The sequence below is a fragment of the Streptomyces sp. NWU339 genome, from assembly GCF_003143855.1.
Lineage (GTDB): Bacteria > Actinomycetota > Actinomycetes > Streptomycetales > Streptomycetaceae > Streptomyces.
Window position 1 is genome coordinate 1 of the sequence record NZ_QFRK01000070.1, and the last position, 24,353, is coordinate 24,353.

The following is a 24,353-nucleotide window of genomic DNA, read 5'->3' on the forward strand; positions in this document are numbered from 1 at the left end:
GCCGGGTGCACACCATCGCCAGCTTGGACGCCAAAAGCAGTTTTCTGAGCGCGCGGCTCGACTACGTCCGTGCGCTGTGCGATTCCGATGACCGGTATGTGTGGCTCAGTTAGTACACCAWTCCGGGCAACTGGAAGGCGCACTDCCGCAAGACGGCGCCGGAGATCGCCCAGCGCTTCCCGCACCTGGACGTACTGTTCGTCGGCGCCGGCACCACCGGAACTCTGATGGGCTGCGCACGCTATTTCCGCCAGTGGCACCGGCCGGTACGGATCGTCGCGGTGGACAGCGTCGGTTCGGTGACCTTCGGTGGTGCGCCGGGCCGCCGCATGATTCCCGGGCTCGGCATGAGCGTGCCTCCGCCACTGCTCGACGAGTCCTACGTGGACGAGGTGATACGCGTCGAGGAGACGGACACCATCCGTGCGTGCCATCGCCTGGCCAAACGCGGGTTCCTCTTCGGCGGCTCCACCGGCACGGTCGTCAGCGGCGCGATGCGTTGGCTGGACGACCATGACACGCGTGACCTCACCGCGGTGGCCATCGCCCCGGATCTCGGCGAGCGCTATCTCGACACCATTTACCAGTCCAACTGGCTGCACGATCTTTACGGCGAGGACATGCTCGACGCCGAGGAAACGGCAGCCGGTCCCTGGGCGGCCGACCCCGTGCCCACACTCCAGGGGAGCCGCCCACCACATCCGCCCGCAAAGCGGCGCCGGCGGCGGTGACGAACACCGTCAGCACCAGGACCGGGAAGCGTGCGTTCTGCCCGCCGGTGAACTGCTCCAGATGACGGCGTCGCCACCAAGCACGTGCGCGACGCTGTCATTACATGCGGCAGGGCACACGTTGGTGGGGCGGTCCTGGATCAGCGGTCCCACCGAAGTGGGCCCCCTTCCGTGTTCTGTGGACCATGCTTCCGGACAGAAGTGCCGGAAGAGCAAGGAGTTCTGAGATGGCAGCCGAGGCTGTGAGGACCGAAAGTCCCTGCGCCATGATGCGCCGCGCGGCGGAGAGCGCCCGCCGAGATATCAAACGCCGCAGAGACGAGAGCTTCCGCCTCCGAAGCGAAATCGGCCATCTCAAGGGGCAGCCGGACCCGGACCAGAAGGCGATTGCAGCCCTCGAACAGAGGGTGGAGAACCTGGAGGCGCAGCTCAAGCAGGACGAGTTGTCTCTCGACACCCTCGAGCAGGTGATCAGCGAGAACTGCTGACGGGTTGACGAGCTCTGCTCGCCCTCGCCCACCTACGCCGTCGGCGTCCACATGACGTCGATCTGCGGGATGTCTTGATCCTGCACGGCACCGTCTTCGTCGGGCAGACGAGCGGGGCCCGCCCGACGGAGTCGGCTTCAACAGCCCGGACCCGGCTCGAAACGTACCTGGCCGTGGTCGCTCTCTGTACCGGAACCGCGGCCGGGCCTCCGTCTCAGTTCTGCCCGGCCCCCGTCAAGGCGGTGAGGACGCGTCGGGTCTTGCTCTCGGGGTGCTCGGAGAGCGCCACCCCGCGCTCCCGCACCGCATCCTCCAGCTTCCGCTGCTTACGTTCGGCCCGCGCCGTGAACTTCTCGACGTCGTCCTCTCCCTTGGGCTTCACCCGGATCGAGACCTCAAGGAAGTCCAGGTCGGCAACCGACCACGCCTCCAGGTCCGCATCCAGGTCGTCGAGTGGAACGTCGTCGACCTTCGTGGAGAGGATCGGTCCCAGCGCGACCAGCCCGTCGAGCCGGACGGCGGGCGCGCAAGCGTGCAGGAACTGGTCCTGCACCGCGTCGATCGACGCGCCGGGATCGGCCCCGGGCTTCACCGCGTCCGACAACACCCCCGGCGGGCGACCGTGCACCAGAGAGGCGGCCAGCACCCGGCGGTTCCCCGACCAGTCCTCCTCGATTTTGTACGTAAACGGCTCCGCTTCGAACGGGGCGGAGAACCGGCCGGCCAGTTGCTCCCGGGTGCACGGACGCAACTTGACGGTCAGGTCGTCCGGGTTCCCGCCGATCCTGAACCGCACGATCACGCCGCCGTCCAGCATCGGCATCCGGCCCCCGGCGACGCCGTCCCGGTCCTCGGCAAACCAGATTCGACGCGTCGTCCTCGGGCCGCTCGACCCACCGAGGGCCGACAGCGCAGCCGCCACGTCACCCTCGATGTCGACCTTGATCTCGATCGGCAACAGGTTCATCTCACCGCTCCTGCACGCTTCCTGGCGTTGCCGCGGACGCCCTGCGGGTACTGCTTGGACGAAGGCGTTGAACGCCGTCTGCTGCTCCTGCTCGGGGGCGCCCCCGTCCGGGTCCTCCCGGAAGACGACCTCGCCGAGGCCGTCCGGCCGCGTCTCGCACGAACCGGAGATGAACGTCTCCGTCCGGCGACGGCGTGCGCACGGCCAGGAAGCGGCAGCGCGTCGTGTCGCACGCCTCGCCGAAGAAACCCGTCTCGGTGCCGCCCCTCACGAAATCGTTGCAGCCGCCCTTGCTGAGGCAGTACTCCTGCTTGACGAACCACTCGACGATCCGGGCGGCCACTTGACGGCTACCAGTCGGGGGACACGTCGGATCCGAAACCGCCACCGGCCGGGCGCTTCTCGAAGTGGAGATGGGGGCCGGTGGCATTCCCGGTGGAGCCGACTTCTCCGATCTTCTGGCCGGCCATGACCGAACCCCCTCTCACGGTCAGCTCGGAGAGGTGGCAGTACCAGAAGTCGAACCTTCCGACGCGCAGCACGAGGAAATCGCCGAAACTGCGGTCATGTCCGCTGCGGACTATGGAACCGCTGCGCACCGCGACACATGGCGTACCCTGCGGGGCGGCGTAGTCCGCACCGGTGTGGTAGCCCAGGCTCCAGTGAGGGCCCTTTTTCCGGTAAGGGGTCGTGACATGGTGTCCTGGTACGGGAGATGCCACGCGGGCGCCGGGAGCCGGGGGCGGCGGCGCCGTCGGGACGCGGAGCCGGTCCCAGGAGGTCTTGCCCGGAATGCCGTCGGCGTCGTCCCCCTCGAACCCGATCTTGCGTTGCCAGGCGGCGAACGACTGTTGATCGACATCGGTCCACTCGGGACCAGGACCTGTCCGGTACTTCCCACACCCTTCCGCCACCAGGCGTTTGCCCATCGAGGCGATCACGGGACTGCGTTGTCCCTTGTGGAAGAATCCCGTACCTGGGAATGGCGCCAGCGCAGGCATGGCGGCCCTCCCTCCTTTCAGTAAGGAGCCGGTTCACGATGCGGATTCGCCTGTTGAACGCGCGAGACGTCACCGTACCGGCGCCAGATGTAGTTGATTGCTGCGGCGATGTTCGCCACCGGGTCGTAGATGCGGTCGGATGTGCCCGCCTGGTGGTTCTCGGCGAACGTCACGGGAATCACCTGGGTGTAGCCGCGTGAGCAGTTGAGCTTGGCACCGTCCGGCTGCACCGGACCTGTTGCGTTGACGTCGTCCCGGTTCACCGCGTTCGGTTGGTAGGACGACTCACGGGATATGAGGGTCAGCAGGTTCGCTCCGTTGCTGACCCCCGTGACCCAGCTCCACGGTGCACCGGTCCTGTCGCACGCCTGCTCGGCAAACGTGCGGGCGGTGGCCTCCCCGACGGCCACTCCCAAGTTCCTCGAGAAACGCACGGAACTCTTGGTGATGGCCCCGGGGTGGCGGCAGTCCACGACGAACCCACATCTGGCACCGAGTTCGGTCAGTGAGGAGCAGCCGGGGAATCCGTCGGCAGCCGAGCCGGTGAGTCCCAGCATGCGCTGCCACGCCGCGTAGGCCGATCTCGTCTGCTCGCCGAAGAATCCGGTGGCGCCCGCAGGGATGTCCATTCCGACTGCGATGAGCGCCGTCTGAGTGGCCTTGACCTCATCGTTGCGCTTGCCGAACCGCACGTTGGAGAGAGCAACCATCGTGCCTCCTCGAGCAGTGGAGGCCGGTAAGGAGTGAGCCTGCCGGTCGGCACGGCAGCGCACCTGCCTGGCAGTTGCGCACCTTCCCAGGGGCCGTGCGCCGCTTACCGTCACAGTCACCTCTGGTTCCACCATGCGCCCGATGGGGGCCGCACGCAAACCCGGCACCATGCAGGCACCCGGGTTCTCGGACGATCAGTCCGTCAATGCCCTCAGACTGTGGATTCCTTGCTGTACGGCCAGTCCCATGTGAGGGCGGCCCGGTACTCGTTCCCTCTCGGGAACGCCGTCGAATGCTTTGCCGACACCGTTGCCGAAGCGCACGGTCCGCCGTCGGCCTTTGCAAGGCTTCTCCGCCGTGACGACCGGCTCCCCTCCTGCCGTCACGGACTCCACGCCGGGCGAGGGGCCCGGGCGATGAGCGTGCCGTGACGGCTGCCCGGCTCGGCTCTCCTCGAGCCGCGGTACCAGATGGGTGCGCCGTTCGGCGTCGAGGTCGGTGCCGGCCCTGCGCACGCCGGTCATGAGGGCGCGGAGATCGGCCGCTGACCAGCAGGCGTTGGGGGTGACGCCGGCGGGCACGGGGACGTCGGTCTGGGCCTCGACGTGGTCGACAGTCAGCTGCCGGCCGGCTGTGGCGTAGGCGGTGTCGAAGAACTGGTTCGCGGTTCCGGTGGTGTTGGGTGTCGGGGACGGGCAGCGGCGGGACGGCTCCGAGCAGTGTGTCGATTTCCAGCACGGCTCTTCGCAGGAAGCCGGAAACCCATCTGAGGGTCACCTGGCTTCGGTCGATACCACCTTCCAGCGCACGGCTCTCGAATCTGGGGCTGCGGAGGGAGGGCAGGGGTGAAGGAGGGGGGACCTGGGAGAGGACGAATCTGAGAGAGCGGCCGGGTACGGAGGAGAAGGATCCTTGGAAGGAGCCGGGTGACGGCTGGGTGTAGTCGAACTCGTCGACGTCAATGGTCACTTGGCACGGCGTGTTGAGCGGGGTGAACTTCGGCACCACCAGGCGGGGTCCCCTGAGGTAGGAACGGTACTGGTCGCGTGGGAAGACCGGAATGCGCGGCAGGAGCAGAGGAAAGGGAAGGTCCGTCCGGCTGGCGGTGGCGGCCGGGGAGGCGCCCGGGGCGCCGGCGGCGGTCCGGCCGACGTTGTCGTGGTCGTCGCCGGGGGCGCGTCCGAATTCACCGGGGGCTGGGGGGGAAGGGAAGCGGCGGGGCCAGGGGGTCCGGCCGGTGATAGAGGTCGCCACTGGCGATGGCCCCGTCGGTCCTCGAAGCAGGCGCGGTCCGGTCGACGCGCAGTGTGCCGGCCCTGGACTGGAAGACGCTCAGGTGGGGCCGGATGGTCGCTTCATAGCAGCCGTCCCGGAAGTCCGGGTTGCAGGGCCGCAGCGGCGGGATCACCGGAGGGACAATGGGAGGGAGACCCGGCGGCAGCGGGAAGGCGGGCGGCGTGTCGCCGCCCGGGCCGGGCGGGTTCTGCGCTCCCTACAGTTTCTCCTCGGCCAGGATGAGCGTGGCGACGGGGACTGCACGGGGAGCCGCGTCGGCGTGGTGGGGCCACAGATGCCCGCTGGTTTCGAAGGCGGGCGATGCATTGTCACGCATGGCGTGTCCTTACACGTTCCGCTTGTTCTCCCCGCACTCGTACCGACGGCGAGAACACGGGTACACGTGCGTCGAACGCATGACGAGCGGGAACCTCCGGCTCTGGCTCCCAAGGCGACTCAAGCGAGTGATCCGCACTGCCGCGAGCGTGGAAAGCCGTTGGAGCGACGGCACGGTACGCGGGGCTTCGACTGAGATACATGCATACGTACCACCGTCGCCGCCCATACGCCTCCGGCCTGCCGCACCGTGCCCGCGTCCCAGGAGCCGAGGGCACATCAGTTCTCGAGGCCGGTCGGGCCGCAGTCGCGCCACCAGCCGTCCTCACCACTCGGGCCGGAGGACACGTCGGCCTGCGGTCGGCTTTCGGCCGACGGCCACGGGTCGCCGTGGTTCCTCATGAGGCGCACCATGGAGATGAGCGGGGGTGCGACGCGGCCGACCTCGGCGTCTGCCGGTCGCCCGTGAGTGGTGGTCGCCCCGACAGCCGCGCGGAACCGGCACGGCCTCGCTGCCCCGTCGAACCACATCAGGGGCTTTCAGAGGAACCGGGGACAAGCCCGCGATCGCGTACCCCACGGCGTCCTGCGTCGGGGCGAACGCCGGACGGTCCGGGTGCCTTTCCCACCGGGCCGGTGAGCTTCTTCGTGCAGTTCCGCGCCCTCGAAGGACGGTGAAGGTCATGGAAGTCATGGACGTCATGGACAGGTCCCGCGATGAGCGGGAACACCAGGCAGTGGCCGCCGCCGCCCGGTATGACGAGACCAGTGAGCAGCGCCGAGAGGTCGAGCGACAGCAGGAGGCCGGGGTCAGCTTCCCCGATTCACCGGAAGCACTGGCGGTGCGGGCGGCCCGTCTGCTCGACCGGCAGGCCGTGCCGACTGCCATGGTGGTGGAAGCGGTCCGCGCCGAACCACTGGCGCCGTCCGCCGCGTTCGAGCGGATTCTCGGTGTGTCCAAGGAACTGCAGGCATGGAGTTTCCTGCCGCGCGGCGCCCGGGCCGCACGCAGCATCGCCCGGATCTCGGTGCGGGAGAACGGCCGCGAGTTGCCGATCGGCACCGGTTTCCTGGTGTCGCCCGGCCTGCTGATGACCAACCATCATGTCCTCTCCGACGCAGATGCCGCTCGGCACTGCTTCGTGGAGTTCGACGCCCAGGTCACCGTTGACAACACCCCGCAGCCGCCGACACGGCTGGAGTTCGCCCCGGACGGGTTCTTCACGGCGGACAAGCGTCTCGATTTCGCCCTGGTCCTGGTCGCCCCTGGTTCCGACCGGAGGCCACCGGGCGAGGCCTTCGGCTGGCACCGGCTCAGCGCCCAGCCGGGCAAGCTGGTGATCGGCGAGCCGGTCAACATCATCGGCCACCCGATGGGACGCCTGAAAGAGATCGCCGTACGCGAGAACGCCCTGCAGGTGCGCTTGGACGATTTTCTCCACTACCGCACGGACACCGAGCCCGGGAACTCGGGCTCCCCGGTTTTCAACGACCAGTGGGAGGTCATCGCCCTCCACCACAGCGGCGTGCCCAGGACCGATGAACAGGGCCGCCTCCTGCGCCGCGACGGCCGGGTCTGGCAGCCCGGCGACGGCGACGACACCATCGACTGGGTGTCCAACGAGGGGGTGCGTATCAGTTCCATCCTGAAGCATCTCGCGTCGCTGCCGCTCAGCGCCGAGCAGCGGGCACTGCTGGCCGGCATGGGGCCGGAGGCGGGGCTGGGCGGTTCCCTGGCGGCCGTCGGAACCACCGGCGCCGTGGCCGGACCGGCCTCCGCGACCACGGGTGCCGTCGCCGGGCCGGCCGCCCCTTCCGCTCCCGTCGGACGGGCGTCCACCGAGACGGTCCCCCCGCGTGCAACAGGCCTGCGCGCCCGGGACAGCGCGTTCGGCGGCAGGCGGCATCTGGTCTTCCTGCACGGTCGCGCCCAGCAGGGCAAGGACCCCGAGGCGCTGCGCCGCGAATGGGCCGCAGGGCTCAACCAAGGGCTCGTCCGGGCCGGGCTGGCGACAGTCGATCCGGCGGACATCTGGTTCCCGTTCTACGGAGACCGTCTGGTGCGGGCCCTCGGAACACAGGAGTCCGTTCCCTTGGTCACCGAGGCGCCGACGGCCGTCGCACCCGGCTCTCCCACCACCCGCGCGGTGTACGAGGAGATCATCGGCGAGGCGGCCGCCAAGTGGTACGTGCCGCCCGAGACGCAGCAAGCCACCGAGGGGCTGAACCTGGACCCCGCGGTCGGCGCCGTGTGGCGGCATCTGGGCTGGCTGGCCGCCAGAAGCGATCTCGACACATGGGCCATCTCCCTCGTCTTCCGTGATATGGCCGCGTACCTCGACGACCAACGGATCCGCGAGGAGGTCCTGGGCTGCGTGCTCGAGACCGTGCCGACTGCGGGTGAGATGGTCCTCGTCAGCCACAGCCTGGGCACGGTCGTCGGCATGGACCTCATCACTCGGCTGTCTCCCGGTGTGGAGATCGTCCACCTGACCACGGTGGGCAGTCCCCTCGGGATGGACAGCGTGTACAACCGGCTCCTGTCCGGTGGGCCGAAAAGCCCGGAGAAGGTGGCGGACTGGCTCAATGCATGGTGCCCGACCGACGCGGTGGCCATCGGATGTCCACTGGCCGACGACTGGGCGGACGGCCTGACCGACCTCGCCGTCGTCAATGCCCGCGACCGGGCCCACAGCATCACGGAGTATCTCGCTCACGCCGATGTCGCCCGATCGATCGGCAGTCACCTCGCCGACTGAGCGACGGTGGGCCGATCGCACGCGGACGGGACAGGTCGACCGGCCCAACTCCACATTGAAGATTCCGCAACGGACGAAGCAGCACGAAGCAGCACAGCGCAAAGAGCGTCTGGATCTCCCTGCGATGCGTCGACCGTGGCGGAGTCTGAGAGTCTGAGCGGAAAACCGCCGAAGTACCCGCTCAGACCTCAGATCCCCGCCGTCTCCGTCTTCTGCACCCAGCGAGCCGATCGTGCGGTCAATCCCATTGAATGTCGGCCAGGGTCTCCAAGGGAGCCCGGTCGGCAACAGCTTCAGGTACCTGAAGGGTGTCACTCTTGTGCAGGGCGGCCGGGAAGCTGAGCCGGGTGCGGTTCTCGAGTTCGCCGAGGGTGACCTGGAAGACGCGGAACTCATCGAGTTCCAGGGTTTCGAGCTGAACGAGGTTCTGGGTGAGCAGGAACCCCTTGGTCTTCAGCTTGCCGTGCTCGGTGAAGGCGATGATCTTCCAGAACTCGCGGGGGATCTTCACCCCGCGGAAGGCACGGTCGTCCTCCTGGAACACCGGCCCGCCGAACACACTGACCTTGAGGTCGTCGACTTCCGTGTCGGCGAAGACGGCGTCCTCCAGTTTGCCCCACAGCCCGTTCTTGGAGCTCTGGTTGAAGTCGTCCATCTGCGGAGTGATGTTGGTGTAGAAGAACGAGTCGGTGTTGGCCTTCTTGGCTTCCGGCAGGCTGCCCCACAGCAGATCGGCGCGGCGGGCTATGTGTCCGCGGTCGAGCCGGTTGTTCTCGTACAGTTCGTTGCCCCCCTGTGCGGTGGCTGGCAGCCTCGGGTCCTTGACGAACGGGATGCCGCCGCGGCTGAGCTTCTTCAAGGTTCCACCGTCGATGTTCCAGCCCACCCAGAAGGGGAAGCACTGTTTCTTGCCCAGGGCGAGCGAGAAGTGCGTGTGGGAGACCACCTCGGAACCGTTGAGGCGGACCGCGTCGCGGGTGAGGTCCGCGTCCAACTGTGGGACGTCGATCCGCTCGTCGAGGAAGTCCGGGGCGTATCCGGCGATGGTCCGGATGTCTTCCGGGGCCGGCGGGGCCAGGCTGATCTCGAGCTTCTCGAACACCGAGGTCGGCAGGCATGCCAGCGCGTGCTCGTCCGGGTCGCCCGCGGCTTCACCCCCGAAGTGCAGCCCGGCCATGACCGTGCCGGGGCGGTTGCCTTGTTTGAAGAGCCACACCGCGCCGGAGTCACCACCGCTGCTGATCTCCCCGGTCTCGGGCGGGCGCTCGGGGTCAGGGCCTATCTCGAAGCAGCCGATGGTCTTGTTTCCGACCTGGCCGCCGTAGTTGAGCTTGGCGATGGTGTCGATGCGGCGGACGATGCCGTGGGTGACGCCGGTGGCCGGGGGACGCGAATCTGCCGACCGTGTTGATCTATTAACTCCTGGCCTAGGCAGGAAGGTTGTGGAGCGGACGGCACCGGGCCAGGTCCGGCTTGCGTCCGCGCCGCGGAAGCCGCTGGTCCAACGTGGACCGCTCCTCCATCGCCTCAGCATGACCGGCATAACTCGTCAGTTGGGCCAGTCGGAGCTCCTGGCCGACGGACCCGTGGTGGAGATCCTCGCCGATGCCGGCCACCGAAGGCCGGGAGCGCAGACCGGCAGACGTCTGCTGACACCACCACAGCGCACACTCGCGAACGTCCCGGAGATCCGCCGCCTTTTCGTCGCCGTCTTCAGCCAACCGGACGTGACTGCGGCCAGGTTGCTGCAATGGCCCCCTGGTGCAGACGCCACCAGGCAACAGCTCGATGCAGTCACTACCGACGTCAGGCATCCTCGTCGGCGCGGCCCTCTCCCGCCATGTACCGCCAGACCAGGGCGTGAGCCAGGGTGATCAGGCTGATCAGCATGAGAGCCTCGGTCTGGATGGGGCGTAGAGCAGTGCGGCGGCGGCCTGCTGCCAGGTGAGGAAGTGGTCGCCACGGGCGCGGGCCAGCAGCCGCAGGGTGCACAAGCAGCCGATCGCGGAGAGGGCGATGAAGGCCGCCCGCCAGATCTGCGGCTGCTTGGTGCCGCCGATCTGGGCGAACAGGCCCATCAAAGCGGGCAGTAGGAAGGACAGGTAGATCCCGCCGACGACGCGGCGCAGGGCTGGGTCGCGCATCCAGTCGGTATGGCTCGAACGACGTTCCACCACAAGCCGACCAGGGCGAAGCAGGTGGTGGAGAAGAAGGCGTAGAAGGTACTGACATCCATGGATGACGAGGATCGACCAATATCCGACTCCCCGTTGGGCGCTCAGTCTGTCATCGCTGCTGCCCCAGCCGTCACCACGGCGGTCCGGCCGGTGCCATCTCGAAGCCCCCGAAAGCGGTTGGAGCCGCAGTTCGGCGACCGGATCCGGATCGGCGTACTCACCGAGGAGATCACGTCCGAAATAATCGACGAAGTAACGGAGTCGACCGGAAGAGCCGAGCGCCGCCGCAGGCTTCTCCCGGTCCGTGCGGTGGTCTGCTTCGTCCTGGCTCTGTGCCTGTTCAGCAGCTCCGACAGCGCCGGGTCCCCGGGCACCGGGGGTCCTGCGGACCCTGACCGAGAAGCTGCGGCACCTGCCCGGCGGGATCATCCAGCGCCCGCCCATCGGTCCGGCCCTCACTCGAGCCCGCCAGCAGCTGGGAGACAAGCCCTTCCAGGTGCTCTTCGAACGCCGGTGCGGCACTCGGGCGGCGCCCTCGACTCCAGGAGCGTTCGCCTTCGGTTTGCGGCTGGTCGCCCGGGACGGCACCGCGCTGGACGTTCCGGACGCCCCCGAGAACGCCGCCACGTTCGGATCCACCGGCTGCGACGGCGCCAACAAGAGCGGAAACCCACAGGTCAGACCGATGGCCCTGATCGAGTGCGGCACCCACGCCGTCATCGACGCGGCCTTCGACTCGATCACCCAATTCAGCGAGCACAAGCTCGCCCGCCGCCTGCTCGCCTCCCTGCGGCCCGGCATACTGCTGCCGGCCGACCGCGATTTCGCCGGTCATGAACTGTGGGGCCTGGTCGAGGCGACCGGCTGGCCCCTCGCCTGGCAGATCAAGAAGAACCTCATTCTGCCACCGCTGTGGGTTCTGCCCGACGGTTCGCGCGTGTCCGTCATGCCCACCCCGGGCGAGAGCCGGCGCTTGGACAATGCCCGCTTCCAGGGACGCACCCCGGCAGGGCTGCCCGACGGACACCTCGTACGCATCATCGACCACCTGTGACCGTCCGGCCCCAGCACGGGCCTCAGCGAACCCATAGAACCTGCACGCCGCCCGAACGCCGGGATGGACCCTGCCCTCCCAGCCGCGTCAGCTACTCACTCAAAGTCACGCGGAGCCCGGGAGAGCCACCCTCGCTTGCAGAAACGCCCTAAATCACCGGCATTGCAGATCACTCACGACCGCGGCATCAGGAAGCAGAGGGTTCCATTTCTGGCTCCGTCAGAGGCTCTGCTCATCCTTTTTCCGAATCCGAGAGACCGCACCACTGTTGCAGTAGGCCCGCGAGGGCTCGCCATCCACGTTCGAGTTGCAGTCACGCAGGACGAGCGATCAAGCTGTAAGTATGAGATTTGTTTCCCGCCGGACGGAAGCACACTCGGAAAGCGGAGATCGGGACGTAGCCGCACGAGGGAGACGCGGCTCCTGGCGACACCGCGCCTGCGCACATGTCGCAGTGCTTCAGGCGCAGCTCGACAGAGTTGAAGCAGGCCAACTCGCTCCCCCTGAGAAGAAGTTGGCACGCAAGGCCCACGCCATTCTGGATGCGGCGCGAAATGCCGCCGAAGATCGGCGACCAACTTTGAGCGGCGCATCTTCGAAAGATCGAGTACTCTCGAACATCCATGAAGCCGAACTGATACTTCTACAGTTAGCACCCGACAATGAAGTCCGCTGGCGAGGACCGGTTGTGCTTGCCCAAGGGGTACACCATTTGGGCGAGGACGATCCACGCTTGAAAGTGCTGTCGGAGCACCTGCGTAAAAACAACAACATACTGGATAAAGAGTTCAGAGAGTTGGCGGTCAATGTACTGCATGCCGCCAATCATGTCGAAGAATCCGAGATAGCGCGGGTCCGCAGCTTCCGAAACGTCGTACTATACTCGTTCCTTGCCATGTCAGTCATCGCCACATTGCTCATACTTTCGGGGTACCTCCATCCCGATGGCGTGCCGAGTCTGCTCTGCTTTGAACCGCCGGCTCCCACTCCGAGCAATCCGCTGGCGACGAAGCGCGTCTGTCCCGCGGGCGGGAGTGCGGACGGCGACGACGGCTTACTGGTTGGGTCACTCGGCATGTGCGCCGCCGCAATGGCTGGAGCAGTTTCGATTCGACACATGCAGGGTACGCTCACGCCGTACATGGTGCCGCTGAGCTTGTTGGCCCTGCGCCTTCCAGTTGGCGTCCTATCCGCGCTCCTTGGCCTGATATTGATCCATGGTAAATTCATTCCGGGCCTCTCAGCATTGGACACTCAAGCACAAATAGCCGCCTGGGCCATAGCATTTGGCGTAGCCCAGGAAGCATTGACGCGAATGATCGATCGGCAGGGTAATGCCGTCATGGAGAATGTCCGAGGATCGTGGAGGTCGTTCGATTCGCCACCGCCACGCCCCGAGGACGTCCCGAGGGCCGAAACACCTGTCCCCTCCTTGCCGAGTACCGACAGAAGGCCATGGCCGTTCCGTAACCGGCCCTGACATGCGGGGAACTCAACGGGATCGGCGGGACTCCTCGGGCCTTCGGGACAGGCCGAAGTGGCGACAGCAGACCGACAGGGGCCGTCCCGCCGGCCACGCACAGCGTGGTTGCCACATGATCCATGAAGTCGGGGGCCAGGCCGACGACGGCCTACGCGTGAGCTGCGGAGTCGGCTCGTCGGGCTTGTGCCTTGGATGGAACCACATTGGGCCCGCTACGACGTCCGGCTCACCATCGACGATGCCGAACTACGCTGGCTGCTCGACCCCTTGATCTCCGGGCGGGGCAGTGATCTGGCGGTCGCACCCGTGTCGGCCTGAGGCGACGGCAGGGTCCTCGGTTCACATTCGCCTTCGGCGGCTTGTGGCGCGCCACGGCGAAGCCGAGCAGCGGGTCGGTCACTGCCCGGCAACCGCAGCGTGTCACCATCGATCCTGCACTGAATATGTGTGCACTCGCAGTGAGTTGACCCACGGGGGGAATCAGTGGTCTTCAATCGGCGGCGTCGGACTCTTGTCGTGCTGAGCAGCCTCGGCATGCTGCTGGGAGCGGCCCAGCCGGCATCCGCAGAAACACCGGACGAGCGGCCCTGCGTCGTCGACGGGGCGTCCGCCATGCCCGACTGGACGTGGACCAGCGCGACCACCGTGGAGCGGCAACTGACCATGGACAGCGACGCGGACGACCGTGCCGAGCCGCTGATGACATCGATTCAGCCACGGATCGACCCTGCCGCGTACGCGGACGGCGAGCCCGGAGAAGCGCTGTTGCGTCCCGTCGGACCGCTGGGGCACCTGGGGCCGCTCGGTCCCTGGGGGCCGCTCGGCCGGTACGGGCCCCTCGGAGAGGCGAGTGCGTACTGGGAGACGCAACTCGATTACCTGCGGCACCACCCGTTCTTCGCATCGCTGCTCGACACATGGGGCATCCTCGCTCAACCGGTCCTGAGTGAGAGCGGACCGCTCGGCCCGACCGGTCCGGTCGGCCAGGAGGCCTACTGCGAGAACCTGCCCGCGATCAACGAAATCTCCGGGCAACTCCAGGCCGGCGGTGTGTACGGACCCCTCGGGCCCGTCGGCCCCCTGGGCGTCTACGGCCCGCTCGGTCCGCTCGGGCCCCGCGGGCCCATGGGCGTCCTCCTCGATCCGGCCGACGGCCGCTACTACGACAACGGGAAGCTGGTCACCGAGGTCGAAGGTGCGGCACCCTGGGGCAGCGGTCAGCGGCGCATGTACGAACTCGTCGAGACGTACCCCCGCGGCCGCGCCCACGCCCCCGATGTCGCTCTCGACACATCGTTCATGGCCACCGACGTCACGACGTCCGGTCGGCCGACCGAGTACACCATGACGTCGGCCGAGGATCAGTTCGTCACGGTCACGGTGGTACCGGACCGGGGCTTCGCCGACTTGCCCTGCATGTTCAACGCCTACGGTTTCAACCCGTGCGGTGTCTATCCCGCCCTGACGGTCTTCCCGAACGGAGCGGCCGTCGACACCGAGGACATCCTGATTCGCAACGTCTTCCATCTGCCCGCGAGCTGGAAGCCGCCGCAGGAGATCGCCGACCTCTACACGGTGGAACTTCTGGACGGTGCCGGCAACGTGGTGGCCGAGTCGAGGACGAGCCGGTATGTCAACTGGCTTCAGATCAAGGTACCCGCAGGATCGGAGCTGACAGCGCGCGTCACCCTGAACTCGACCTGGGACGAAGAGCAGACGACAGCGGAGTACCACCTTGCGGTCACCGGATCCACGGACTGGGTCGGTTCCGTCGGGTTCTCGGGAGCGCACCAGGCAGGCCCGGGCCTCCTGTGAACGGCGCGGCGGAGCATCAACCACCCCGCCCGAAGTCTCCGGCCGAACTGGAAGGTGCCCGACGCCCGAGCAGCCTCGAGCCGCCGGAACGGGGCTCCTGGTTTCCGGGTCCGGCACGGCTGTTGCCCCTGTCGAATGTCGAAGCGATGACCTGGGGGTGGTGTCACCGGGCTCGCAGCACCGTTCGCCCGCGCGGGAGACCCCGCACTCATCCTCCGTTCGTCAGGTTGACGGTTGACGCGTGAGGGTCGCGGCGACGACGGAATACCGCGCGGTACTCCCTCGGGCTCCGGCCCGTGTGTCTGGCGAAGATGCCGCTGAACGACCCGGGATCGCGGTACCCGACGTCGGCGGCGATGCGGGCGACGGTCCTGTCCGTCGTCTCCAGCAGGTGGGTGGCTCGACGCACCCGGGCCGTCTGCAGGTACGCGAGTGGCGTCTCGCCGGCTTCGTCACCGAAGCGCCGGAGCATGGTTCTCGTGCTGACGTGGAACTCCCGGGCGAGGGCGGCCAGGTCGTAGCGAGCGCTGAGGTTCTGGTCGAGCCACCGCTTGACGCTGAGCGAGAACTCCCTGCCCACCGTGGGGACGAGCCCCGGATCGACATAGGGAGCCTGCGTGGAACGTGCGTCGTCGACAAGAGCGATACGCGCGGTGCTACGGGCGACGCGGGGGCCGTCGTGCTCGCGGATGAACTGCAGCGCGAAGTCGTACATGGCGCTGAAGGCCGCTGTGGTCGTCACCCCTCGGTCGGTCACGACCAACCTCTCCGGGCGGAGGCGCACGTCGGCGTACCGGTCGGCGAACCGATCCGCGAACAACCAGGACGTGGTCGCTTCACGCCCGCCGAGCAGCCCGGTTTCAGCGACCAGGAAGGCGCCCACGCAGATCGATACCACAGCGGTCCCGGAGGCCGCCTGCGATCGGATCGACGCCACTTCCGGTCCCAGGCGTGCGAGTGTCGCGTCGAGGTCGAGCGTGGGCGAGAGCTCGAAGCCCGGCACGATCAGGACGTCCACCGGGCGAACCGCCGAGACGTCGAGGGCCGAGCCGCCGGACGCGACCACCCGCCGCCGGGGCGAGACGACCGACGCCTCGTAGGCGGGCTGAAGCGCCCCTTGCGCCGCGGCGACGTGAGTTGCCATGGCCAGGAGGTCGGGGACTCCGAACACCTCCGACGCGAAGCAGCCGGGGTAGGCCAGCACACCGACTCGCAGCGGACTCATGCGGCCCCTCCGGCGCTCTTGAACGGATGGCGATATTACCGGGATACGTGGCGATGCCGCCGCTTCTCAGGAGGACGGCTACTCATCAGCATCTAGGTCATGACCATCATGCGAGGACAGAACGACCCCTTGGACGACTTCTCGCGGAGAGCCGTCGGCGTCGATGGCGTCGACAAGACCGTGTACGTAGCCGGGTCAGGACCGGCGGTCGTCCTCATGCCCGAGATGCCGGGTATCAGCCCCGACGTCGCGCGGTTCGCGCGTTGGGTGCGAGATGCCGGCTTCTCCGTGTACCTGCCCTCTCTTTTCGGCGTCGACGGTGCCTATCCGCTCGCCGGGGCGGGCGAGGCCGTTGTTCGACGCGCGTGCGTCAGCGCCGAGTTCCGAGCGTTCGCCGGTGGTGGCACCAGCCCCGTCGTCACATGGCTGCGTGGTCTCGCTCGCCTGGCGCACACCGAGCGTGGCGGACCCGGCGTCGGCGCCGTCGGTCTGTGTTTCACCGGCAACTTCGCCCTGACCATGGCGCTGGAACCGTCCGTCATCGCACCAGTGGTCAACCATCCGTCGCTTCCGCTCGACGACCCCGGTGGTCTGGAGATCAGCGACGCAGACGCAGCCGCCGTCGCTGAGCGTGTGGCGCGCGACGGACTGAAGGTTCTCGCCTACCGCTTCGACAACGACAGCTGGTGCACCGGTCGGCGGTTCGCCGCTTACCGGGCGCTGCTCGGGGAAGCGTTCGACGGCCGCGTGCTCAAAGCCGAGACGGCGAACACGAACCCCCCGCCCTTCTTCCGTGATGTCGTCGGTTGCGCCCACAGCGTCGTCACGGCTCACCTCGTCGACCAGGAGGGTCACCCCACCCTGCAGGCTCGGAACGAGATCATCACTTTCCTGGCCGAGCGGCTCGGCACGCAGTCGGAATGAGCCCGGCCACCGGTTCGCCGGAGGTGCTCGGGCCGATCACGCCGCCCGCCGCACCCCGCGCGGGTCACTCGGGTGCCGAGGCCTGGACGAGACGCTCCAGCGGGCCCGGAACCTGGTTCCCGGTGCCCGTGCCGCCTCGGATCAGACCTCATCCGGCACGACGAACCATCAAGCGCCCCGTTAGCCGAGTGCGCCGAAGCCGCACTGCGGGGCCGGCGGCACCTGTCGTCCATCGCTCACCGTGGCACATCCCGTACATCCACATACAGAAAAGTCGGATTGTGGTGACGGAACCCATTGAATTATCCGGGGCGGTGCAGTTCGAGAACAGTTCGCGGGAATGGAATGTGATGCAGCCCATTCCACGGCCCCCTATTTCGCGTGCCGACCCCCGGTAAACTCCTCACCGGAGCCACAGGCTCTGATCGCATGTCGTCCGAGGAGGGGGAGAGAAATGAATATTCGACGGTTATGGAGTTGCGTCGCCCTGGGAGCACTCGCACTCGGTGCCGCTGCGGCACCGGCGGCGGCCGCACCATTGGCACCGAGCACGGTGGGTGATGTGTGCGGTGCGGGTTACGCATACGTCCACGCGGAGCCCATTGTGCGTTCGGGCAGCATCCTGCCGGCGGGAACCGTATACGTGCAGTACAACGCGTACACGCGCTCGTTCTGCGGTTTCGCAGTGAAGTCCCAGTGGGTCGGCGTGGCGACGGAGATGAGTATTGCCACGATGGGGGCGTCCGGCACGGCCAACCAGAGTAATTCGGTGTCCGGCCCAAGGCTGTACTCGGTCGGCCCGTCCCGCGATGCGGCGTGGGAGTACGACGGCAAGGACTGCGTGTTGTTCGGGGCGTACATTGTCGACCCGAAGGGAAATCAGTACAACCATCAGTCGGCCAATCCCGCGATCGGATACACACGGTTGTGCGTCTGAAATCGCCCGGCGTTCATTCGGTCGTCCAGACACTCGTAACCTGACCGTGGGAGAACCCCTCATGCGGGGATTTCGTACATCGGGACGGGCGGTTACGAGTTCCGCCCGTCCCCGGGCGAGATCCAGGCACACGAGGTCGCGGTGATCGCCGACTGCGTCGAGGCCCGACCGGCGGGGCCGGCCGCTTCACGGCCGGCCCCGCCTGCGCGAGCGGTGCGGCGACGGGGAGGCGGGACGTCAGCGTGCCGGGCGTTGACGGTTCGGCTCCAGTGAGAGTGTGCCGTCCGGTTCGAGGACCGGGTGCACGGGAGCGCTGACACGGTCGAGGGTCGCGTGCATCCAGGCGGCGTCCTGGTGCGAGGCTGGCTCCAGCCGCATACGCCGGGAACGCAGGGGCATCATGCGCAGGCCCAGGAACCGGCCGGTGTCCGCCGCCACCGTGACGAAGTAGGCGAGCCGGAGGTCGTCGCGGTACTCCTCGTACCCGCTGATGCCCTCGTAGTCGTCGATGAAGTCGCCGCAGCCGTACAGCACCAGCCTCTGCCGGTACACCTCGATGGGGCGGGGGTGGTGCGAGGAGTGCCCGTGGACGAGGGCGACGCCGCCGTCCACCAGGGCATGCGCGAAACGGATCTGCTCGCGGGGAACGTGGTAGCCCCAGTTGGAGCCCCAGTGCACGGACACGACCACCGTGTCGCCCGCACGTTTCACTCGCTGTATGCGCTCCACCACCGCGGTGGCCGTGCCGGCCGACAGGTCGGGGAGATGGGCGACGCCGGAGCGGGCCGCGGTCGCCGCCCAGCCGGACGGGACACCGCTGGAGCTCGCCCCCAGCGCGAGGACGAGGACACGACCGCCGGTTCCGACAGGGACGGCCGCCGGCCGGTACGCCTCGTCGGCACTTTGCCCGGCGCCCGCCACCCGCAGGCCCGAGCGGTCGAGCGTCTCCAGCGTCTCCGCCAGGCCCGCCCGGCCGAAGTCCAGCACATGGTTGTTGGCCAGGACGCAGACGTCGGGCCGGGCCACCGTGAGGGCGGGCACGTTGGCCGGATGCATGCGGTAGTGAACCGCCTTGCCGGGGGCGAACGTGTCACTGCGCGTGATGGAGGTCTCGAGGTTGACGATCCGTACGTCCGGGGCGGTCCCGTCCAGCAGTCGGAGCGCCTCACCCCACGGCCAGGACGGGGACACGGGAGCCGGGACCGGTCCATTGACCGACTCGGCCATACGGACGTAGGCGCGGGCATCCGTGACGCAGGTCTCCCGCAGCACCGGATCGCCGGGGCGGGCCAGGATCTGGTCCACGCCGCGGCCGAGCATCACATCGCCGCACACGAACAGCGTCACCACGTCGCCGCGCATACCACAACGGTAGACGCGTGCCTGCCGAGGTGCGTCGGGCTCCGCAAGGCTCCGGCGAGCCGAGGCCGCGGGACGGAGCCCCGGCCCGGCCGGGGCGCGCATCGGGCGGGCCCTCCCCCGGCCCCGCCCACGGGAGCCAAAGAACCGGACGCCGATGTCGAGAACCCCTGGCCGACTACGTCCCCGCAGTGAACGCGACCACAATGGGCCGCACCAGTACCGAGGAGAAACACGATGGCCAAGTACTTGCTGCTCAAGCACTACCGCGGCGCTCCGGCTCCGGTCAACGACGTGCCCATGGACCGGTGGACGCCACAGGAGATCTCGGCCCACGTGCAGTACATGAACGACTTCGCGGCCCGGCTCGAGAAGACCGGCGAGTTCGTCGACGGCCAGGCGCTCGCCCCCGAGGGGACGTTCGTCCGGTACGACGGCGAGGGGCGTCCACCGGTCACCGACGGCCCGTTCGCCGAGACCAAGGACCTCATCGCCGGCTGGATGGTCATCGACGTCGACACCTACGACCGTGCCGTCGAGCTGGCCGGGGAACTGTCGGCCGCCCCCGGGGCGGGCGGGAAGCCGATCCACGAGTGGCTCGAGGTGCGCCCGTTCCTGGCCGCGCCGCCCACCGTCACGGAGTGACCTCGTCCATGGACGAAGCCCTGCTCCGGCGCCTCACGCCGAGCGTGCTCGGGATCCTCGTCCGCCGCGGAGCCGACTTCGCGGCGGCCGAGGACGCCGTGCAGGACGCGCTGGTCGAGGCGCTCCGCGTCTGGCCGGCCGACCCACCGCGGGATGCGAAGGGCTGGCTGGTCACCGTGGCCTGGCGCCGGTTCCTCGACGCGAGGCGGGCGGACGCCGCCCGCCGCCGGCGTGAGGACCTCGTCGACGAGGAGCCGGCGCCCGGGCCCGCGTCCGCGGTGGACGACACCCTCCAGCTCTATTTCCTGTGCGCCCACCCGTCGCTGACGCCGTCGTCCGCCGTCGCGCTCACGCTGCGCGCCGTCGGCGGGCTGACCACCCGCCAGATCGCCCAGGCCTACCTGGTGCCCGAGGCGACCATGGCACAGCGCATCAGCCGGGCCAAGCGCACCGTCTCCGGCAGTGGGGTCTCCCCTGCTCATGGGGGTCCCCCCGCTCGAGCGAAGCCGAGAGTGGGGGAGAAGCCGAGAGCTTGGGGAAGGTTCGACCAGCCCGGCGACGTCGCGACCGTGCTGCGCGTCCTCTACCTGGTCTTCAACGAGGGCTACTCCGGCGACGTCGACCTCGCCGCCGAGGCCATCCGGCTCACCCGGCAGCTCGCGGCCTCCATCGACCACCCCGAGGCGGCGGGACTGCTCGCCCTCATGCTGCTCCACCACGCCCGGCGCGCCGCCCGGACCGCGCCCGACGGCAGCCTGGTGCCGCTCGCCGAGCAGGACCGTGGCCGATGGGACACCGCATTGATCGCCGAAGGCGTCGGGATCCTGCAGGCAGCCCTCGCCCGCGACCGGCTGGGCGAGTTCCAGGCCCAGGCCGCCATCGCGGCACTCCACGCCGACGCACCCACCGCCGAGGAGACCGACTGGGTGCAGATCGTCGAGTGGTACGACGAGCTCACGCGCCTGACCGACAGCCCGGTCGTCCGGCTCAACCGAGCGGTGGCCGTCGGCGAGGCCGACGGACCGCGCGCCGGACTGGCGGCGCTCGCGGAACTGGACGCCTCACTGCCCCGCCACACCGCGGTGGCGGCGTACCTCCACGAGCGCGACGGCGACCTGGCGACGGCGGCCCGGCTGTACGCCGAGGCGGCCCGAAGGGCACCCGACCTCGCCGAGCGCGACCACCTGACACGTCAGGCGGCCCGGCTCAACACCCGGCAGTGCCCCTGACGGGCCGCGTTTTCGGATCTTCCCGCTGCACGTGGCCCGGCCCCGCGGCCAGAGCGGTCGCCTCGACGTGAACCGGCACCCTCATCGAGGGGCGAGGGGCATGCCGGACGTGTTCACCGCTCGGAGTGGTCCCCGAGGAGGCGTCGCAGTGAGGGGAGCAACGCGTCGATGTCCTGTCCGCTCCGGAAGGCGACGACCGTGGTGCCGCCGGCGTCCGTCTCCGAGCGGGACTGCGGGCCCGGGAACAGGGCGAGCACCTCGCGCATCGCGGCGTCGACCTCTCCGACGGGGTCGGGGGACTCACCTCGGAGCCATCGGCGCAGCACGTGGTTGTGGGCCGCGACCACGGACGCGGCCATGAGCTCGGACCTGAGGGAGGCCGACTCGCTGGAGTCCCCCAGCCAGTTCGAGATGAACTCGCGGAACAGGCGCTGATAACGGGCCACACTGGCGATCTCGCGGTCACGGAGCGCGGCGACCTTACTGGTGAGCCGGTACCGCCGGCGGGCGAGGTCGCCTTCGTCGAGGTAGTGCAGCAGCACCAGGCGGACCGCGTCGGAGACGGCGGCCAGGGCAGTCTCGTGACTGGAGGTGGCCAGGCGGTCCTTGATCTGATCGAGCATCCGGTCGTGGTCGGGGAAGATGACGTCTTCCTTCGCCGGGTAGTACCGGAAGAAGGTGGTGCGGCCCACACCGGCGCGTTCGGCGATGTCATCGACGGTGGTCTGCTCGTATCCGCGCTCGTCGAACAGGGCGAAGGCGGCCTCCGAGAGCCGGATTCGCGCGGCTGGCTTGCTCATGATCACCCATCTTTCCCTGTCTCGCCCTTCGGTGGCCACTTGCCCAATGGAATGGTACTGCGTACCGTTCAAAAGAGATGGAGTACCACAGGAGGTCACCGTGGGTTCTCTCGCACACAGCGAGTCCGGGCTGCCGATCCGGCCGGTCTACGACGCCGGCACACCGGCGGGCTTCGACGCGGACGCCAAGCTGGGCGCGCCGGGGCGGTTCCCGTTCACCCGGGGCGTGTACCCGTCGATGTACACCGGCCGGCCGTGGACGATGCGGCAGTACGCCGGCTTCGGCACCGCGAAGGAGTCCAACGAGCGCTATCACGAGCTGGTCGGCGCCGGCACCGGGGGCCTGAGCGTGGCCTTCGACCTGCCGACCCAGATGGGCTACGACTCCGACGAGGCCATCGCCCAGGGCGAGGTCGGCAAGGTCGGTGTGGCGATCGACTCGATCCAGGACATGCGCACGCTGTTCCAGGGTCTGCCGCTCGACAAGGTGTCGACGTCGATGACGATCAACGCACCGGCCTCGACGCTCCTCCTGCTGTACCAGCTGGTCGCCGCCGAGCAGGGAGTCCCGGGCAACCTGCTGACCGGGACGATCCAGAACGACGTGCTCAAGGAGTACATCGCCCGCGGCACCTACATCTTCCCGCCGAAGCAGTCACTGCGGCTGATCAGCGACATCTTCGCCTACTGCCACCGAGAGCTGCCGCGCTGGAACACGATCTCCATCTCCGGCTACCACATGGCCGAGGCCGGGGCCACGCCCGCGCAGGAGATCGCGTTCACCCTCGCCAACGCCAAGGAGTACGTGCGGGCCGCGCTCGCCGCAGGCCTGGACGTCGACGACTTCGCTCCGCGTCTGTCCTTCTTCTTCGTCGCCCGCACCACGCTGCTGGAGGAGATCGCGAAGTTCCGCGCCGCCCGCCGTATCTGGGCCCGCGTCATGCGCGAGGAGTTCGGCGCCCGGAATCCGAAGTCGCAGATGCTGCGCTTCCACACGCAGACCGCCGGCGTGCAGCTGACGGCCCAGCAGCCGGAGGTCAATCTGGTCCGGGTCGCACTGCAGGGCCTGGGAGCGGTCCTGGGCGGGACCCAGTCCCTGCACACCAACTCCTACGACGAGGCCATCGCCCTGCCCACCCAGAAGGCAGCGCGACTGGCCCTGCGCACCCAGCAGGTCATCGCCTACGAAACCGATGTGACCAAGACCGTCGACCCCTTCGCCGGTTCCTACTTCATGGAGTCGATGACCGACGAAATCGAGGGGGCAGTCCTGGAGTTGATGCAGGCCATCGAGGACCGCGGCGGCGCCGTCGCGGCCATCGAGCAGGGCTTCCAGAAGTCCGAGATCGAACGCTCCGCCTACCTGATCTCTCAGGAGATCGACAACAAGGAACGCACCGTGGTCGGCGTCAACACGTTCGTCCTGGACGAGGAAGAACCCTACGAGCCGCTGCGCGTAGACCCCCAGATCGAGTTCGACCAGCGAGAACGCCTCGCCGCCCTGCGCAAGGACCGCGACAACGACGCCCTCGAACGCGCCCTCGACGCCCTGCGCACCGCCGCCCAGGGCACCGAGAACGTGCTCCCCGCGATACGGGAGGCCCTGCGGGGGCACGCCACGGTCGGTGAGGTCTCCCACGCGCTGCGCGACGTCTGGGGCGTGCACGTCCCCCACGACACCTTCTGACCAGTGAGCCCCGGAGTGGAACAACCAGTGAACGACATCGACATTCGTACGACCGCGGGCAAGCTCGCGGACCTGCAGCGGCGCATCCACCAGGCGACGCACGCCGGCTCGCAGCGCGCCGTGGAAAAACAGCACGCCAAGGGCAAGCTGACCGCCCGGGAACGGATCGCCCTGCTGCTGGACGAGGACTCCTTCGTCGAGCTGGACGAGTTCGCCCGGCACCGCTCCACCAGCTTCGGCCTGGAGGCAAACCGCCCCTACGGCGACGGCGTGGTCACCGGCTACGGCACCGTCGACGGCCGCCCGGTCGCGGTCTTCTCCCAGGACTTCACCGTCTTCGGCGGCGCGCTGGGCGAGGTCTACGGACAGAAGATCGTCAAGGTGATGGACCTCGCGCTGAAGACCGGCTGCCCCGTCATCGGCATCAACGACTCCGGCGGCGCCCGCATCCAGGAGGGGGTGGCCTCGCTGGGCGCCTACGGCGAGATCTTCCGCCGCAACACCCACGCCTCCGGGGTGATCCCGCAGATCTCCCTGGTGCTGGGCCCGTGCGCGGGCGGCGCGGTCTACTCCCCGGCGATCACCGACTTCACCGTGATGGTCGACCAGACCTCGCACATGTTCATCACCGGCCCGGACGTGATCAAGACGGTCACCGGCGAGGACGTCGGCTTCGAGGAGCTGGGCGGGGCGCGCACCCACAACACCGCCTCCGGGGTGGCCCACCACCTGGCCGGCGACGAGAAGGAC

The 24,353-nt window shown here is 68.3% G+C and carries 20 protein-coding genes and 2 pseudogenes; 14 read left to right on the top strand and 8 right to left on the bottom strand.

Annotated features, from left to right (window positions below; genetic code table 11):
- Window positions 1–731: pseudogene (locus tag DIZ27_RS39800) on the top strand (pyridoxal-phosphate dependent enzyme); the annotation flags it as partial.
- A 227-nt stretch (window positions 732–958) separates the two neighbouring features.
- On the top strand, window positions 959–1,219 hold the full coding sequence (locus DIZ27_RS39805; protein ID WP_109383228.1) for a hypothetical protein: 261 nt from the start codon (window positions 959–961) through the stop codon (window positions 1,217–1,219).
- A 214-nt stretch (window positions 1,220–1,433) separates the two neighbouring features.
- Here the strand turns inward: DIZ27_RS39805 and DIZ27_RS39810 are convergent, their stop codons facing one another.
- The 3 genes from DIZ27_RS39810 to DIZ27_RS39820 form a co-directional block, all read right to left on the bottom strand.
- Complete coding sequence (locus DIZ27_RS39810) at window positions 1,434–2,186, bottom strand: hypothetical protein (protein ID WP_109383229.1); 753 nt, start codon at window positions 2,184–2,186, stop codon at window positions 1,434–1,436.
- A gap of 350 nt (window positions 2,187–2,536) precedes the next feature.
- Window positions 2,537–3,187, bottom strand: coding sequence for a peptidoglycan-binding protein (locus DIZ27_RS49035; protein WP_109383230.1), 651 nt, complete (start codon window positions 3,185–3,187; stop codon window positions 2,537–2,539).
- 17 nt (window positions 3,188–3,204) lie between these two features.
- On the bottom strand, window positions 3,205–3,897 hold the full coding sequence (locus tag DIZ27_RS39820; protein ID WP_219933708.1) for a transglycosylase SLT domain-containing protein: 693 nt from the start codon (window positions 3,895–3,897) through the stop codon (window positions 3,205–3,207).
- 2,295 nt (window positions 3,898–6,192) lie between these two features.
- On the opposite strand from DIZ27_RS39820, the gene DIZ27_RS39830 reads away from it, so the two are divergent.
- A complete protein-coding gene (locus tag DIZ27_RS39830) occupies window positions 6,193–8,268 on the top strand; it encodes a serine protease (RefSeq protein WP_309074974.1) in 2,076 nt (691 codons plus the stop codon).
- A gap of 238 nt (window positions 8,269–8,506) precedes the next feature.
- Here DIZ27_RS39830 and DIZ27_RS39835 read toward each other — a convergent pair whose 3' ends face one another.
- Entirely contained in the window at window positions 8,507–9,802 is a 1,296-nt protein-coding gene (locus DIZ27_RS39835) for a DNA/RNA non-specific endonuclease (protein WP_258308781.1), read from the bottom strand.
- A gap of 349 nt (window positions 9,803–10,151) precedes the next feature.
- Entirely contained in the window at window positions 10,152–10,412 is a 261-nt protein-coding gene (locus DIZ27_RS47990; protein ID WP_258308782.1) for a hypothetical protein, read from the bottom strand.
- Between the two features lie 90 nt (window positions 10,413–10,502).
- On the opposite strand from DIZ27_RS47990, the pseudogene DIZ27_RS49040 reads away from it, so the two are divergent.
- From DIZ27_RS49040 to DIZ27_RS39860, 5 genes and pseudogenes are all read left to right on the top strand, one after another.
- Window positions 10,503–10,784, top strand: a pseudogene (locus DIZ27_RS49040) (transposase domain-containing protein); the annotation flags it as partial.
- 223 nt (window positions 10,785–11,007) lie between these two features.
- Window positions 11,008–11,499: a hypothetical protein gene (locus DIZ27_RS47995; protein WP_258308783.1), complete on the top strand. Its 492-nt coding sequence runs from the start codon at window positions 11,008–11,010 to the stop codon at window positions 11,497–11,499.
- Window positions 11,500–11,953: 454 nt separating this feature from the next.
- A complete protein-coding gene (locus DIZ27_RS45350) occupies window positions 11,954–12,979 on the top strand; it encodes a hypothetical protein (protein ID WP_146229078.1) in 1,026 nt (341 codons plus the stop codon).
- A 195-nt stretch (window positions 12,980–13,174) separates the two neighbouring features.
- A complete protein-coding gene (locus tag DIZ27_RS39855) occupies window positions 13,175–13,300 on the top strand; it encodes a hypothetical protein (protein ID WP_258308784.1) in 126 nt (41 codons plus the stop codon).
- A gap of 198 nt (window positions 13,301–13,498) precedes the next feature.
- A complete protein-coding gene (locus DIZ27_RS39860; protein ID WP_109383233.1) occupies window positions 13,499–14,797 on the top strand; it encodes a hypothetical protein in 1,299 nt (432 codons plus the stop codon).
- A gap of 208 nt (window positions 14,798–15,005) precedes the next feature.
- Here DIZ27_RS39860 and DIZ27_RS39865 read toward each other — a convergent pair whose 3' ends face one another.
- Complete coding sequence (locus DIZ27_RS39865) at window positions 15,006–16,022, bottom strand: GlxA family transcriptional regulator (RefSeq protein ID WP_109383234.1); 1,017 nt, start codon at window positions 16,020–16,022, stop codon at window positions 15,006–15,008.
- 108 nt (window positions 16,023–16,130) lie between these two features.
- On the opposite strand from DIZ27_RS39865, the gene DIZ27_RS39870 reads away from it, so the two are divergent.
- Window positions 16,131–16,946, top strand: coding sequence for a dienelactone hydrolase family protein (locus tag DIZ27_RS39870; RefSeq protein WP_109383243.1), 816 nt, complete (start codon window positions 16,131–16,133; stop codon window positions 16,944–16,946).
- A 454-nt stretch (window positions 16,947–17,400) separates the two neighbouring features.
- Window positions 17,401–17,883 (top strand): hypothetical protein, encoded by a 483-nt coding sequence (locus DIZ27_RS46270; RefSeq protein WP_181383928.1) that lies wholly within the window; start codon window positions 17,401–17,403, stop codon window positions 17,881–17,883.
- A gap of 237 nt (window positions 17,884–18,120) precedes the next feature.
- On the opposite strand, the gene DIZ27_RS39880 is transcribed toward DIZ27_RS46270, so the two are convergent.
- Window positions 18,121–19,245 (bottom strand): CapA family protein, encoded by a 1,125-nt coding sequence (locus DIZ27_RS39880; protein WP_109383236.1) that lies wholly within the window; start codon window positions 19,243–19,245, stop codon window positions 18,121–18,123.
- A 234-nt stretch (window positions 19,246–19,479) separates the two neighbouring features.
- On the opposite strand from DIZ27_RS39880, the gene DIZ27_RS39885 reads away from it, so the two are divergent.
- Window positions 19,480–19,887 carry a YciI family protein gene (locus DIZ27_RS39885; protein WP_109383237.1) on the top strand — a complete coding sequence of 136 codons (408 nt, stop codon included), beginning with the start codon at window positions 19,480–19,482 and terminating at the stop codon, window positions 19,885–19,887.
- 8 nt (window positions 19,888–19,895) lie between these two features.
- Window positions 19,896–21,116 carry an RNA polymerase sigma factor gene (locus DIZ27_RS39890; protein ID WP_109383238.1) on the top strand — a complete coding sequence of 407 codons (1,221 nt, stop codon included), beginning with the start codon at window positions 19,896–19,898 and terminating at the stop codon, window positions 21,114–21,116.
- Window positions 21,117–21,229: 113 nt separating this feature from the next.
- Here DIZ27_RS39890 and DIZ27_RS39895 read toward each other — a convergent pair whose 3' ends face one another.
- Window positions 21,230–21,916: a TetR family transcriptional regulator gene (locus DIZ27_RS39895; protein ID WP_109383244.1), complete on the bottom strand. Its 687-nt coding sequence runs from the start codon at window positions 21,914–21,916 to the stop codon at window positions 21,230–21,232.
- Window positions 21,917–22,016: 100 nt separating this feature from the next.
- Here DIZ27_RS39895 and DIZ27_RS39900 point away from each other — a divergent pair, with 100 nt between their 5' ends.
- Together DIZ27_RS39900 and DIZ27_RS39905 are read left to right on the top strand one after the other, a co-directional pair.
- Window positions 22,017–23,603 carry a methylmalonyl-CoA mutase gene (locus DIZ27_RS39900; protein ID WP_109383239.1) on the top strand — a complete coding sequence of 529 codons (1,587 nt, stop codon included), beginning with the start codon at window positions 22,017–22,019 and terminating at the stop codon, window positions 23,601–23,603.
- A 27-nt stretch (window positions 23,604–23,630) separates the two neighbouring features.
- A partial coding sequence (locus DIZ27_RS39905; RefSeq protein WP_375232060.1) for an acyl-CoA carboxylase subunit beta occupies window positions 23,631–24,353 on the top strand: 723 nt, incomplete at its 3' end.

Bases quoted from the DNA above. Each gene is read 5' to 3' on its own strand.
- DIZ27_RS39890 (WP_109383238.1), top strand. From the start codon at position 19,896: ATGGACGAAGCCCTGCTCCGGCGCCTCACGCCGAGCGTGCTCGGGATC.
- DIZ27_RS39830 (WP_309074974.1), top strand. From the start codon at position 6,193: ATGGAAGTCATGGACGTCATGGACAGGTCCCGCGATGAGCGGGAACAC.
- DIZ27_RS47990 (WP_258308782.1), bottom strand. From the start codon at position 10,412: ATGCGCGACCCAGCCCTGCGCCGCGTCGTCGGCGGGATCTACCTGTCC.
- DIZ27_RS49035 (WP_109383230.1), bottom strand. From the start codon at position 3,187: ATGCCTGCGCTGGCGCCATTCCCAGGTACGGGATTCTTCCACAAGGGA.
- DIZ27_RS39805 (WP_109383228.1), top strand. From the start codon at position 959: ATGGCAGCCGAGGCTGTGAGGACCGAAAGTCCCTGCGCCATGATGCGC.
- DIZ27_RS39865 (WP_109383234.1), bottom strand. From the start codon at position 16,022: ATGAGTCCGCTGCGAGTCGGTGTGCTGGCCTACCCCGGCTGCTTCGCG.
- DIZ27_RS39885 (WP_109383237.1), top strand. From the start codon at position 19,480: ATGGCCAAGTACTTGCTGCTCAAGCACTACCGCGGCGCTCCGGCTCCG.
- DIZ27_RS39895 (WP_109383244.1), bottom strand. From the start codon at position 21,916: ATGAGCAAGCCAGCCGCGCGAATCCGGCTCTCGGAGGCCGCCTTCGCC.
- DIZ27_RS39880 (WP_109383236.1), bottom strand. From the start codon at position 19,245: ATGCGCGGCGACGTGGTGACGCTGTTCGTGTGCGGCGATGTGATGCTC.
- DIZ27_RS39855 (WP_258308784.1), top strand. From the start codon at position 13,175: ATGGAACCACATTGGGCCCGCTACGACGTCCGGCTCACCATCGACGAT.
- DIZ27_RS46270 (WP_181383928.1), top strand. From the start codon at position 17,401: ATGAATATTCGACGGTTATGGAGTTGCGTCGCCCTGGGAGCACTCGCA.
- DIZ27_RS39835 (WP_258308781.1), bottom strand. From the start codon at position 9,802: ATGCTGAGGCGATGGAGGAGCGGTCCACGTTGGACCAGCGGCTTCCGC.
- DIZ27_RS39810 (WP_109383229.1), bottom strand. From the start codon at position 2,186: ATGAACCTGTTGCCGATCGAGATCAAGGTCGACATCGAGGGTGACGTG.
- DIZ27_RS39870 (WP_109383243.1), top strand. From the start codon at position 16,131: ATGCGAGGACAGAACGACCCCTTGGACGACTTCTCGCGGAGAGCCGTC.
- DIZ27_RS39820 (WP_219933708.1), bottom strand. From the start codon at position 3,897: ATGGTTGCTCTCTCCAACGTGCGGTTCGGCAAGCGCAACGATGAGGTC.